This window comes from Clostridium carnis, from assembly GCF_054657435.1.
The window spans coordinates 2,825,466-2,837,202 of sequence record NZ_BAAHYS010000001.1; the positions used below are offsets into that span (position 1 = coordinate 2,825,466).

At 25.7% G+C, this 11,737-nt stretch carries 13 protein-coding genes and 1 tRNA gene; 10 read left to right on the top strand and 4 right to left on the bottom strand.

Going from position 1 to position 11,737, the window contains the following annotated elements:
* Positions 1 to 35 precede the first annotated feature (35 nt).
* Positions 36 to 473, bottom strand: coding sequence for a GatB/YqeY domain-containing protein (locus tag ACYQ1T_RS13750; RefSeq protein WP_459835793.1), 438 nt, complete (start codon positions 471 to 473; stop codon positions 36 to 38).
* 198 nt (positions 474 to 671) lie between these two features.
* Here ACYQ1T_RS13750 and ACYQ1T_RS13755 point away from each other — a divergent pair.
* Both ACYQ1T_RS13755 and ACYQ1T_RS13760 read left to right on the top strand, forming a co-directional pair.
* Positions 672 to 747: transfer RNA gene (locus ACYQ1T_RS13755), tRNA-Val, on the top strand.
* A 68-nt stretch (positions 748 to 815) separates the two neighbouring features.
* A complete protein-coding gene (locus tag ACYQ1T_RS13760; protein ID WP_459835795.1) occupies positions 816 to 1,523 on the top strand; it encodes a M48 family metallopeptidase in 708 nt (235 codons plus the stop codon).
* A gap of 49 nt (positions 1,524 to 1,572) precedes the next feature.
* Here the strand turns inward: ACYQ1T_RS13760 and ACYQ1T_RS13765 are convergent, their stop codons facing one another.
* Positions 1,573 to 2,679, bottom strand: coding sequence for a GH25 family lysozyme (locus tag ACYQ1T_RS13765; RefSeq protein WP_459835797.1), 1,107 nt, complete (start codon positions 2,677 to 2,679; stop codon positions 1,573 to 1,575).
* A gap of 118 nt (positions 2,680 to 2,797) precedes the next feature.
* On the opposite strand from ACYQ1T_RS13765, the gene ACYQ1T_RS13770 reads away from it, so the two are divergent.
* Positions 2,798 to 4,288 carry an N-6 DNA methylase gene (locus ACYQ1T_RS13770; RefSeq protein ID WP_459835799.1) on the top strand — a complete coding sequence of 497 codons (1,491 nt, stop codon included), beginning with the start codon at positions 2,798 to 2,800 and terminating at the stop codon, positions 4,286 to 4,288.
* 81 nt (positions 4,289 to 4,369) lie between these two features.
* On the opposite strand, the gene ACYQ1T_RS13775 is transcribed toward ACYQ1T_RS13770, so the two are convergent.
* Entirely contained in the window at positions 4,370 to 5,215 is an 846-nt protein-coding gene (locus ACYQ1T_RS13775) for a hypothetical protein (protein ID WP_459835801.1), read from the bottom strand.
* Positions 5,216 to 5,369: 154 nt separating this feature from the next.
* Here ACYQ1T_RS13775 and ACYQ1T_RS13780 point away from each other — a divergent pair, with 154 nt between their 5' ends.
* From ACYQ1T_RS13780 to ACYQ1T_RS13805, 6 genes are all read left to right on the top strand, one after another.
* Positions 5,370 to 5,600, top strand: coding sequence for a hypothetical protein (locus ACYQ1T_RS13780; protein ID WP_459835803.1), 231 nt, complete (start codon positions 5,370 to 5,372; stop codon positions 5,598 to 5,600).
* 401 nt (positions 5,601 to 6,001) lie between these two features.
* On the top strand, positions 6,002 to 6,469 hold the full coding sequence (ybaK, locus tag ACYQ1T_RS13785; RefSeq protein WP_459835805.1) for a Cys-tRNA(Pro) deacylase: 468 nt from the start codon (positions 6,002 to 6,004) through the stop codon (positions 6,467 to 6,469).
* A gap of 114 nt (positions 6,470 to 6,583) precedes the next feature.
* Positions 6,584 to 7,576 (top strand): LacI family DNA-binding transcriptional regulator, encoded by a 993-nt coding sequence (locus tag ACYQ1T_RS13790; protein ID WP_459835808.1) that lies wholly within the window; start codon positions 6,584 to 6,586, stop codon positions 7,574 to 7,576.
* A 171-nt stretch (positions 7,577 to 7,747) separates the two neighbouring features.
* On the top strand, positions 7,748 to 9,127 hold the full coding sequence (locus tag ACYQ1T_RS13795; RefSeq protein ID WP_459835810.1) for a sucrose-specific PTS transporter subunit IIBC: 1,380 nt from the start codon (positions 7,748 to 7,750) through the stop codon (positions 9,125 to 9,127).
* 122 nt (positions 9,128 to 9,249) lie between these two features.
* Complete coding sequence (locus ACYQ1T_RS13800; RefSeq protein WP_459835812.1) at positions 9,250 to 10,050, top strand: RelA/SpoT domain-containing protein; 801 nt, start codon at positions 9,250 to 9,252, stop codon at positions 10,048 to 10,050.
* Positions 10,051 to 10,168: 118 nt separating this feature from the next.
* Positions 10,169 to 11,041: an SDR family oxidoreductase gene (locus ACYQ1T_RS13805; RefSeq protein ID WP_459835815.1), complete on the top strand. Its 873-nt coding sequence runs from the start codon at positions 10,169 to 10,171 to the stop codon at positions 11,039 to 11,041.
* A gap of 46 nt (positions 11,042 to 11,087) precedes the next feature.
* Here the strand turns inward: ACYQ1T_RS13805 and ACYQ1T_RS13810 are convergent, their stop codons facing one another.
* Positions 11,088 to 11,306: a hypothetical protein gene (locus ACYQ1T_RS13810; RefSeq protein WP_459835817.1), complete on the bottom strand. Its 219-nt coding sequence runs from the start codon at positions 11,304 to 11,306 to the stop codon at positions 11,088 to 11,090.
* 163 nt (positions 11,307 to 11,469) lie between these two features.
* On the opposite strand from ACYQ1T_RS13810, the gene ACYQ1T_RS13815 reads away from it, so the two are divergent.
* On the top strand, positions 11,470 to 11,703 hold the full coding sequence (locus ACYQ1T_RS13815) for a TIGR04540 family protein (RefSeq protein WP_459835819.1): 234 nt from the start codon (positions 11,470 to 11,472) through the stop codon (positions 11,701 to 11,703).
* The last annotated feature ends 34 nt before the right edge of the window (positions 11,704 to 11,737 follow it).

Genomic DNA, 11,737 nt, shown 5'->3' on the forward strand with positions numbered 1-11,737 from the left:
CTGGATTCTATACCAGGACATGTAAATTTTATAAATTAACCTAATAAATTTTTAACCATAGGATTAATTTTTGATCTATCAAATTTTCCATTAACTTTTGGCATAATTTCTTTCATAATTTTCCCCATATCAGCAGCTGTATAATTTCCATTAGATATAATTTCTTTTAACATTTCTGATACTTCTTCTTCACTTAATTGTGCAGGAAGATATGGTGTAAGCAATTCAATTGCAAAGTTTCCTTCTGCAATTTTTTCAGCATCATTAAGTTGAGTTGCATATTGAAGTGCTTCTTTTAATTGCTTTATATGTTTTTCTATTATTTTAATAATTCCGTCATCAGTAATAGTTTCTCTGTTGTTAACTTCGAAGGCCTTTATATCAGCATTAACTAATCTTAATACGCTAACAGTTGCCTTATCTCTTGCTTTCATAGCAGTTATTTCATTCTTTTTTAATAAATCTTTTAACATATATTAAACCTCGCTTTTCACATTTAGTTAATAATTATATTCATATATATTTATATATATGTTATAAACTATAATACCATTATTATACATAAGTAAAGTTGTTATGTTAAGTATTTTAAATAAAAAATTGAAACTTTATAAAAATAACAAAATTTACTAGAAATAAATTTTATTATATGATACAATAAATTTATAAATGGGAGCATAGCTCAGCAGGGAGAGCATCTGCCTTACAAGCAGAGGGTCACAGGTTCGAGCCCTGTTGTTCCCACCATATGTAAAGACTAAAACTTTTAAGTTAATAAAGTTCTAGTCTTTTTTTATATTTCAGGAGAATATAATATGATTAATAAAATATTAATAAAAGATAAAGCTTTAGATATACAAATAAGTTATAAAAATAAAAAAAGTCTATCTATGAGAGTTGATGAAAACGGAAAGATATTAATATCATCTCCGATATTTTTAAAGGAAAATGATATATTGAAAATAATAAGAAAAAAGGAAAATTGGATAATAGAAAGATTAGATGAAATAAATAATCTAAATTATTTTAAATACGAAAATGGAAGTAAAATTTTATATTTAGGAAAAGAGTATGATTTTAAAGTAAGATTTGATAATACTTTAAATGAATTTAAAGTATTATTAGAAAATGATAAGGTTAATTTAATTATTAATAAATATCAAGAAAAGGATGTAAAACTAATAGTAGATAAATGGTTAAAGAAGAAGGCAGTAGAAATACTAGGAAGTAGGACTATTGATATATGTAATAAAATAGATATATTTCCAAGTAGAATAATTATTAAGAATCAAAAATCTAGATGGGGAAGCTGTAATTATAAAAAGGAAATTAGATTAAATTACAATTTAATAAAAGCGCCAATAGAAGTAATTGATTATGTAATAATTCATGAATTATGCCATATTAAACACATGAATCATTCAAAAGAGTATTGGGATTTAGTTAAAATATATATGCCTAGCTATAAGGAAAAAAATAAGTGGCTTAAAGAAAATGGAAGTAAGATACTTAGTAATAACTAATAAAATTAATCCCATAATTTTAATTTTTTAAAATTATGGGAAAATAATTTTAAACATTCAGTACTTCACCTGGAAAAATTAGATTTGGATTTGATATATTATTTATCCTAACTAAATTATTAACAGTAGTATTAAATGAAATAGCTATACCACTTAAAGTATCTCCCGGTTGTACAACATAGGTTTTATTAGTTATAGTGTCTGATGAGGATAATCTAATTTTTAATACTTCACCTGGGAAAATTAAATTAGGATTTGATATATTATTTATTTTTGCTAATTCTTCATAGGTGGTATTAAATTTTTCAGCAATACCACTTAAAGTATCTCCAGGTTGCACAACATAGTATTTTGAAGTAGTTGTAGAAAATGGAATTTTTAAAACTTCACCTACAGTAATATAATTAGGATTTAAAATATTATTAATTTTAGCAATAGTTTGATAAGTGGTATTAAATTTTTCAGCAATACCACCTAAAGTATCACCAGATTGAACAGTATAATTTATATAGTCAATATACCCTTTTATATCTGGAATAGTAATATTTTTATTTAGTAATATTTCTTTAGTAAAAACGTCTAAATCGCAATTTCCATTTACTCCAGGAACATATCCTGAGTTAGAATATTGAAAGGCTATCCAGCTATTCCATATAGGATTAGCATTAGGTGTAGAAACTTCATATTCAGCTATCCATAATGGGTATTTTGAAAGTATACTTGTTATATTATTTATAGCAAAATTAGTATAAGTGTATAAAACTACATCCAAATTAGTGAGCCGTTTAACCTCATCGAGGAATATACTAGCTAAATAAGAAACACTATAAGGATTTAGTCCTCCTGTTACCTCTAAATCTAAAGCTAATTTACAATCAGAGATTTTATTACTAATAGAATTAACAAAATTATTTGCTTGATCTAATGCATTATTCTCAGTAGATGGTATAAAGAAATGATAAAATCCAACTAATAGACCATAAGCTTTAGCATTTTCATAATTACTATCTAACTTAGGATCTACAAAGTTAACACCTTGAGTAGCTTTAATATAAACGATTTTTTTGCCACTACCTCTTACTTTGCTATAATCAATATCACCCTGCCATTCACTTACATCTATTCCTTTTATATCATTAGCGTTAATACTTTGCATTAGTTAAATACCTCCTTCGCTAATAAAATAAATTCATTATTATATATTATGTTAAAATGATATATAGTGATATAAGAATAATAAAATTATATTAAATACTATAAATAGAGGAGATTAAATGGGTAGAAAAGAAAAAATTGTAAAAATTAATATTAAAGATGATAAAAGTAAAAATATAGATAGACGTGAGATAGGATATTACTCAACTCCTTATTTAGTAGGTAGATACATCACGAAAAGAATGCTTACTATAGCTAGTGGTAAAAAAGTACTAGATCCTTGTTGTGGAAAAGAGGAGTTAATAGAGTATTTCTTAAAAGAAAGATTGTATGTTGATGGATTTGATATTATATCTCATAAAGATGATTATGTATGTAATTTTACTAAACTTGATTTTATAAATTATTACTGTAGTAAGAAAAAAGAATCTAAAAATAAAGAGTTAACATTAGATTATGATTATTATATTTTAAATCCGCCCTATAATTGTCATGAAGTTAATTATATAAGAGCTAATAAAGAAAAGCTTAAATATTTCTTTAGTGATGTAGGAGTCTATAATATGTATAGTATGTTTATATCATCTGTAATTGATTTAGCTAAAGATAGAGCAGTAATAGGTATAATAACACATGACTCATTTTTTTATGCAAAATCCTATAAAAAATTAAGAAAAAAAATTTTAGAAACATGCACTATTCATGAAATTACAATGTGCCCAACAAATTTATTTAAAAATCAAGGAGCAGATGTAAGAACAAGTATATTGATATTACAAAAAGGGGTAGATAATCAAAGGAAAATAGTAGTAAATAACAGACCATCAAATATTAAAAATTTTTATAGTATTTTAGAAAATAACTTAAATTCTAATTTTAAGGGGAATTTTAATTTAGAAGATATTATTTTAAAAAATGATAATTTAGAATTTATTATTGAATGTCCTTTAGAAATTAGAATACTATTTAATAGTTATAGATTAGGAGATATATATAAATGTGTAACTGGTATATCAACAGGAGATGATAAAAAATTTCTGAGTTTAAATAAAGTAGAACCATATACAATACCATTTTATAAAAATCCAGGAAAAGATAGATTTTACACAGATAAGTGTATATATTTACATAACGACTTTTTAAATTTAGAAAAAAAGTTAGAAACTTTTATTGTGAGAAATAAAAATTTATTATATAAAGGTGGAATTAGTTGTTCATCTATGGGAGTAGATTTTACAGCATGTATACTTCCGGAAAACAGTACTTACGGAGTGAATCCTAATATAATTTGTAAAGATAATGAACGGTGGTGGTTATTAGCTTATTTAAACTCTTCATTAGTTACATATATTGTAAGAGGTGTACTAATCAGAAGCAATATGATAACTTCAGGATATGTATCTAGAATTCCAATTATTGATATAGATGATTTAAATAAAGATAAATTGACAAATTTAGCAAAAAGAATATATACTAACAAAAAAGAAGGCCTTGATTGTAAAATTTATTTTCAACAAATAGATAACTTAATATTTAAATTAGCGAATTTATCTAATTTTACTATAGAAATAATAATGGATTTTAAAAAGAATTTAATCAAAAACACATAATTTAATAATAAAATATAAATAGGTATCATATAAGTAAATTTTAACTATCTACATTTATGATACCTTTAAAATTAAGTCTATTTAATTAACTTCAAGTGACTTTGGAGCTTTTTTTCTATAGAAAGTATATTGGGCATTTCCAGTATGTAATTGCCACATATGCCAAAATACAAATGGTATTATAAGAATTAAATTAAATTTCCCCCATATATCTAAAACATTAGGGTTAAACCATGATGATGAATCAATTAGCTTTAAAATTGTATTTCCAAAGCAAGAGCGAACTATCATATGTGTAGCTAAAGTATAGACTCTAGCCATAATATATAATTCATGACGACCTTTAAATATTGGGTAAAGCTCTGCTGCTAAAAGAATACATACTGATGAAGCGAAATAAGCTGGGCTTTCACCATAAACAAAAGCTGCATTCCATGTTGTATATAAAAAATTCCAAGCCATTGTTGTGTAAACTATCAAATCACCTTTACCAGTTTTTTGATACTCCCAATACTTTGGTGCAAATGGAATTGTAACACATAAAAGAAAACCACATAATGAATTTGAATAATTTCCTAAAGCAAGATCTTTTAATGTAGCCTCCATAATATTTAGAAATAAAATTAAATATGCAAACCATAATACCCAAGATTTTTGAATAAACTCCCATGTAGGTCCCTTTTTATTTTCATAGCTTGCTATTCTACAAAAGCCAACAAATATTGTAGGTAGTATTACACTGAGAATTTTAGCCCATCTAAACCAACCTTCTACCCCTCCCATAATCCATAATGGAAAAGTTAATAATGAACAAATCCATATAATTGAAGCTGCTTTATACTTTGTACGCATAAATTCCACAATTATTATTAATGATATAAAGTAAGTTAACATTGTTATGGCATATTGCCAAAAAGAAATTTTCATTTTATAATATCCCCCTTAAAAATTTAAAATAGTTAATTATTAATAGTATAAGAAAAATAGACTGTTTAGTCAATATATGTAAAATATATAAAAAGTTGTAGCATTTTAATTTTTATATAGTACTATGTAGTAGAGTTATTTATTGGAGGAAAATATGGACGGATATCAACTTTTAATGAGGATACAAGAAAAAATGAAAAATCCTTTATTTGCTCAAAAGTTTAATCAACTTGCAGACGAACTAAATAATATTCCAGGATTGCAAGCAAGGGTAATGGAAATAATGCAAATCGATAATGAAAAGAAAAGAGAAAAAGCATTAGATAAGTTACCAAGTAGAGCTAAAGGAATTGTAAGAGAATTACTTATAATGATAAATTCGTAACTTTAAAAAGGGGTATATTTATATATCCCTTTTTAAAATATTAATTTAATAAAAATTAATATTGTTTTATAAATATAATCATATTTAACTTTCATAAGTAAAAAATATGTGAAATGTTTTTTTTAATCAGTCTATTCATATATTAGTTAGATATAGGGATATAGTTAATTATTGAAAATGTAGTAATTCAATGATATAATTTATTAAATATTCTGGGTTCTATAAAAAAATAAAGGATTTATATTGTTGGAAATTACTAAAAGTATTACTGATAGCCATATATTATATTTTATAATATATTATAATTATATTTTTATAACTAATATAAAAATATGGATTCATAATTTTCAAATAAGAGAAATACATAAAAATTTAACAGTAGGGTTTGAAGGAATAAAGATATGGATGAAAAAACAAATGTAATGAGAATTTTAGATAAAAAAAAGATTAAATATAATCATTATTGTTATGTAAATACTAATGCAATAAGTGGAATAGAAGTTGCTACAGCTTTAGGAATTAATGCCAAAAACGTTTTCAAAACACTTGTAACAGTTGGAAAGTCAAAGAATTACTATACTTTTATAATACCAGTGGATAAAGAATTAAATTTAAAAAAAGCTGCAAAGAGTGTTGGTGAGAAATCTATAGAAATGCTAAAATCAAAGGAACTATTTTCATTGACAGGATATATTCATGGGGGATGTTCACCAATTGGAATGAAAAAGTTTTTCGTTACTACAATTGATATATCAGTTAAAGAACTTAAAACTTTTATTTTTAGTGCTGGTAAAATAGGATATCAAGTAGAATTAAGCTTAGATGAATTAAGTAAAGTTATTAGATTTCAATTAGCTGATATAGTATAAATAATTTAAATATAAAAAGTATATTTTTATAAGGAATAAAATAATATTGAAAATTAAACTTATAACAGAACTTTAATTATGTTAATTTAATAAAGTAAAAAGGAGGAAGATATTTTGAATATTATAGAAATAGCTAAGATTACAGGAGTATCTAAGTCCACTGTATCTAGATATTTGAATAATGGATATGTAGGAGAAGATGCGAGAAATAGAATTAAGAAAGTTATAGAAGAAACAGGATTTATCCCACAAAGACATGCTATTAGTATGAGAACAAAGAAAACTAATTTAATTGGGGTAATTTTACCTAAAATAAGTACAGAAACTGCACCAAGAGTTGTAGAAGGAATTACTGAAGTAATGTCAATGCATGGATATGACGTTTTAATAGCAAATACAAATCTTTTAATTGAAAAAGAAATAGAATACTTAAAACTATTTAAAAAGAATCAAGTTGACGGAATAATTTTTATGGCTACAAAAGTAACAGATAATCATATTAAATTTATGAATGATGTAGATGTTCCGATTGTCGTAGTATCTCAAAGTATAAGCGGATTTCCATGTGTTTATCATGATGACTATAATGCTTCAAAAGAGATAGTAGAGTATTTAATAAGCAAAAACCATAAAAATATAGGTTTTATAGGTGTATATGAAGAAGATAAGTCAGTAGGAGTTGAAAGAAAAAGAGGCTATATTGATAAATTAAAAGAGCATAATATAGATATAATTAAAGAAAATATAAAAATTGGTGATTTTTCTGAGAAAAGTGGATATGATTTAACAAAAGAGTTACTTAAAAATAAGAATATTCCTACAGCAATATTTGCAGTAACAGATAATTTGGCCTTTGGGGTTATAGAATGTTTAAAGGATAATATGTATAGTATTCCTAATGATATTGCAGTTGTTGGTATAGGTGATTCAAGACTATCAAAGGTTATAACTCCTAAATTAACTACTATGCACTATTCATATAAGACATCTGGTAAAGAAGCAGCAAAAATAATTTTAAATCTTTTAGACTCAGATAAGAATGATTTATTAAATAAAAAGAAAAATATAAAATTAGTATCTAGACTAGTTGAGAGAGATAGTGTATAATAATCTTAAATTAGAGATTATTATATTGATACTTAAGGGAACGTTCCCTTGAGTATCAATATTTTTACACTTTAAGGGAACGTTCCCTCAAGGTGTAAAGGTTATTATTAAAACTGATAAATTTTATATCTATAATTTGAATAATAATTAAATTTTAAGGAGGAATATAAGATGACGAATGCTAAAAGCTATAAGGATGTAGCTAAAAGTATTTTACAATATGTTGGAGGTGATGAAAACGTTATTAGTGCAGCGCATTGTGCAACTAGACTGAGATTAGTTCTTAAAGATGATAATAATATAAATAAAAAAGAAATTGAAAGTTTAGAACTTGTAAAAGGTGTTTTTAATAATGGGGGACAAACTCAAATTATTTTAGGACAAGGAATAGTAAATAAGGTTTACGAAGAATTTGTAAAATATGGAGATATTAAAGAAAGTACAACGGCGGAAGTAAAAAATATAGCAAAACAAAAACTTAATCCTCTACAAAAACTAGCTAGAACATTATCAGATATTTTTGTTCCAATTATACCTGCTATTGTTGCAGCAGGGCTTCTTATGGGATTATTAGGAGCAGCTAATAAGTTTGGATTAAATCAATATTCCGATTCGTGGTGGTGGATGATGCTTGATTGGTTTAGTTCTGCAGCATTTATTTTTTTACCTGTATTAGTTGCAATTAGTGCAGCTAAGGTATTTGGAGCTAATACTTATTTAGCTGCAACGGTAGGTGCTATAATGATACATCCTTCATTACAAAATGCTTGGACACAAGGAGAAGGATATGAAACTCTTAGAGTTTTAGGTCTTATTGATATGCCTCTTTTAGGATATCAAGGTACTGTACTTCCAATTTTAATAGTTATTTTTGTTATGGCCTATCTTGAGAAAAATATAAGAAAAATAGTTCCTGAAATGTTTGATATTTTATTAACTCCATTATTTACTGTTTTAATTACAGGATTTTTAGCATTAGCAGTTATAGGACCAGCGGCTAATTTTATAGGTCATGGACTTACTACATTTTTAACTTTTGCTTTAGGAAAGTTTGGAATTTTAGCAGGAGCTCTTTTTGGAGGATCATACTCAGCAATTGTTATTACAGGAATTCATCATAGTTTTCATGCAATTGAACTTGGATTAATTGCTGACACAGGAGTAAATACATTACTTCCTATATGGTCAATGGCAAACTTTGCACAAGGTGGAGCAGCGTTAGCAGTTTATTTTATGACTAAGAATAGCAAAATGAAGAGCATATCATTACCATCAGCTATAAGTGCATTTGTAGGTATAACAGAAGCAGCAATCTTCGGAGTAAACCTTAAATATGTTAAGCCTTTTATAGGTGCAGCAATTGGTGGAGCTACAGCAGGAGCTTATGTAGTATTTACAAAAGTTGCAATGACAGCTGTAGGGGTTACAGCAATACCAGGAATAACCATAGTTACTTCAGATTCTATGATTAACTATATAATTGGATTAGCAATTGCTTTAATTGTATCATTTTCATCTACTTATATTCTTGGAATAAAAGAAGAAGCTTAAATTATAATAAATTAAATTTTAAATAAACAGTGTACTAAAGTTATACTGTTTATTTATTTTATATTTTTTTTGAAAATGATGTATAATATATATATTAATTTATATTTATATAGGAGATTAGTATGAAAAAAACTTTTAATATAGATGATTTTACAATTAAATATCCATTAACTAAAGAAATTATAAGAAAAGAAAATATTAAAGTAGAAATTTTACAAGAAATTTATAAAGATTATAACAATTATAGAGATTCTTATGAAAATCAAGCTGATTTTATAGCTAATATACTTAGAGCTCACTCTGAAGTTCACTCTGTAAAATCTAGAGTTAAAAATTCTGAAAGATTAATTGAAAAAATAATTAGAAAAACAGAAGATAGAAAATCTAAATATGGAGCTTCTTTTGAATTTAATAATGAAAATTATAAAAATGAAATAAATGATTTAATAGGAATAAGAGTAATTCATATATTTAAAGATCAATGGGAATCAATACATGACTTTATTACAAAAACTTGGAATGTAATTGAAATAACTGCTAATGTAAGAGATGGAGATAACACAAAGATTTTTAATGATTTAGGTATAGAAGTTAGATCAAGAAAGTCAGGATATAGGTCTGTACATTATCTAGTAGAGTTTTATCCAACTAATCAAAAAGTGATTGCAGAGATTCAAGTTAGAACAATTTTTGAAGAAGGATATGGAGAAATTGATCATAGATTAAGGTATTCTAATAGTAAAATACCTGAAATATTAGAATCAAATTTACTTTTGTTTAATAGAATTGCTGGAAGTGCAGATGAGATGGCTTCTTTAATAAATAAATTAAATAAGGAGTGGGGGCAAAAAGAGTTAGATTATAAGAAAAAGTTAGAAGAAAAGGAGTTAGAAATTTCTTTGTTAAAAAATAGGTTAAAATAATTAAATCGTCTAATAAGCTATATTTAGTATGTTTATTAGACGATTTTTATTAGTTTAGACATAAAAATTTAATTTAAGCTAAAACTAAATGAGATAAAAAGAAATGAGGTGATTTGTAATGGTAGCAAAGTTAAATTTCCCAAAACAATTTCCAAAGCAACATCAAAATAAAAAGCCAGGTGAAGAAGCACAAATGAACCCTAAACCAGTATATGAATTAGAAAATTATCATAAACCATCACAAAGATTAAAAGATAAAGTTGCTCTTATAACTGGTGGTGATAGTGGAATCGGGAAGGCTATATCAATCCTGTATGCAAAAGAAGGGGCAAAGGTTGCTATATCATATTTAGATGAAGATACTGATGCTAAAAATACTAAAGCAAGAATTGAAGCACTAGGTGGTGAAGCCAGAATATATAAAGGTGATATTTCAAATGAAGATTTTTGCAAACAATTAGTAAATAGTGTTATACATGATTTTGGATGTATAAATATATTTATAGGTAATGCAGGAGAGCATTACCCTCAAAATGGAATTCTAGATATTAGTACTGAACAACTTATGAAAACTTTTAATATAAATGTTTTTAGTAATTTTTATTTAACTAAAGAAATATCTCCTAAAATGTCATATGGAGATTCAATAATATTTACAACTTCAATAACAGCATATAGTGGAAATGAAACATTATTAGATTACTCAGCCACTAAAGGTGCAATGACATCTTTTACACGAAGTTTAGCTAAGAATTTATCACAAGAAGGAATACGCGTAAATGCAGTTGCACCTGGACCTATTTGGACACCATTAATAGTTGCATCTATGACAGAAGAAGAGGTATCTAAATTTGGTAATAAAACTCCTATTGGGAGAGCAGGGCAGCCAGTAGAGCTTGCAGAAGCATATGTTTTTTTAGCTAGTGATTCCGCTTCATTTATAACAGGAGAAACTATCCATGTTAATGGTGGAGAAATGGCTAACGGATAAATATAAAAAGAGGATATAGACTTTATATCCTCTCTTTATATGTCATTTATAGATTAAAAAAAGTTAATTTTTTTTCTTCATAAGGAATAGCTGAAAGAGAATGCTTTAATGTTAAAAACTCCATTTCAACTTTATCTATTTTATCTGATAATATTCTTTTCGAAGAAGCACTAGTTTCTTTTTGATTAGCATTTAAAAGCTCACTCAATTTATCTGATAATTCAATCATTCTTAGCATAGCTTCATAGCAATTTTTATATTTCATTTAATCACTCCTTTAATTTAATACAGTATAGTATATTCAAAATAGAAAATATGGATTCTTAAGTTAATGTTTACAAAAAAAAATAGCTAAAATTTTTTATTCATATTGACTTAAAATAATAATAGGATAAAATATTAGTAAAATACATATTAAGGAGAAAAACATGAGAGCAGTATACAGAAACCCAAAAGAGTTAGCAACAAAATTAAAGGATGTAGTAGATTTATACCTTGATGATTTAATAACATATGAGAAATTAGAAACTACAGTTATTTCAATGATAAAAGCTAACGATGATAGAGTTTATAAAAATGGCTTTATGCCAACTAAATTAATTAGTGTATTAGGAGAGGAAAGAAAAGAGATTATTGATAAAATAGCAGAAGATATTAAATAGTAATTTAAATAGTGATATTTATAAAAAATGCCTA

Excerpts from the sequence above, each read along its gene's own strand:
- ACYQ1T_RS13750 (WP_459835793.1), bottom strand. The coding sequence starts at position 473 with ATGTTAAAAGATTTATTAAAAAAGAATGAAATAACTGCTATGAAAGCA.
- ACYQ1T_RS13760 (WP_459835795.1), top strand. The coding sequence starts at position 816 with ATGATTAATAAAATATTAATAAAAGATAAAGCTTTAGATATACAAATA.
- ACYQ1T_RS13765 (WP_459835797.1), bottom strand. The coding sequence starts at position 2,679 with ATGCAAAGTATTAACGCTAATGATATAAAAGGAATAGATGTAAGTGAA.
- ACYQ1T_RS13770 (WP_459835799.1), top strand. The coding sequence starts at position 2,798 with ATGGGTAGAAAAGAAAAAATTGTAAAAATTAATATTAAAGATGATAAA.
- ACYQ1T_RS13775 (WP_459835801.1), bottom strand. The coding sequence starts at position 5,215 with ATGAAAATTTCTTTTTGGCAATATGCCATAACAATGTTAACTTACTTT.
- ACYQ1T_RS13780 (WP_459835803.1), top strand. The coding sequence starts at position 5,370 with ATGGACGGATATCAACTTTTAATGAGGATACAAGAAAAAATGAAAAAT.
- ybaK (WP_459835805.1), top strand. The coding sequence starts at position 6,002 with ATGGATGAAAAAACAAATGTAATGAGAATTTTAGATAAAAAAAAGATT.
- ACYQ1T_RS13795 (WP_459835810.1), top strand. The coding sequence starts at position 7,748 with ATGACGAATGCTAAAAGCTATAAGGATGTAGCTAAAAGTATTTTACAA.
- ACYQ1T_RS13800 (WP_459835812.1), top strand. The coding sequence starts at position 9,250 with ATGAAAAAAACTTTTAATATAGATGATTTTACAATTAAATATCCATTA.
- ACYQ1T_RS13805 (WP_459835815.1), top strand. The coding sequence starts at position 10,169 with ATGGTAGCAAAGTTAAATTTCCCAAAACAATTTCCAAAGCAACATCAA.
- ACYQ1T_RS13810 (WP_459835817.1), bottom strand. The coding sequence starts at position 11,306 with ATGAAATATAAAAATTGCTATGAAGCTATGCTAAGAATGATTGAATTA.
- ACYQ1T_RS13815 (WP_459835819.1), top strand. The coding sequence starts at position 11,470 with ATGAGAGCAGTATACAGAAACCCAAAAGAGTTAGCAACAAAATTAAAG.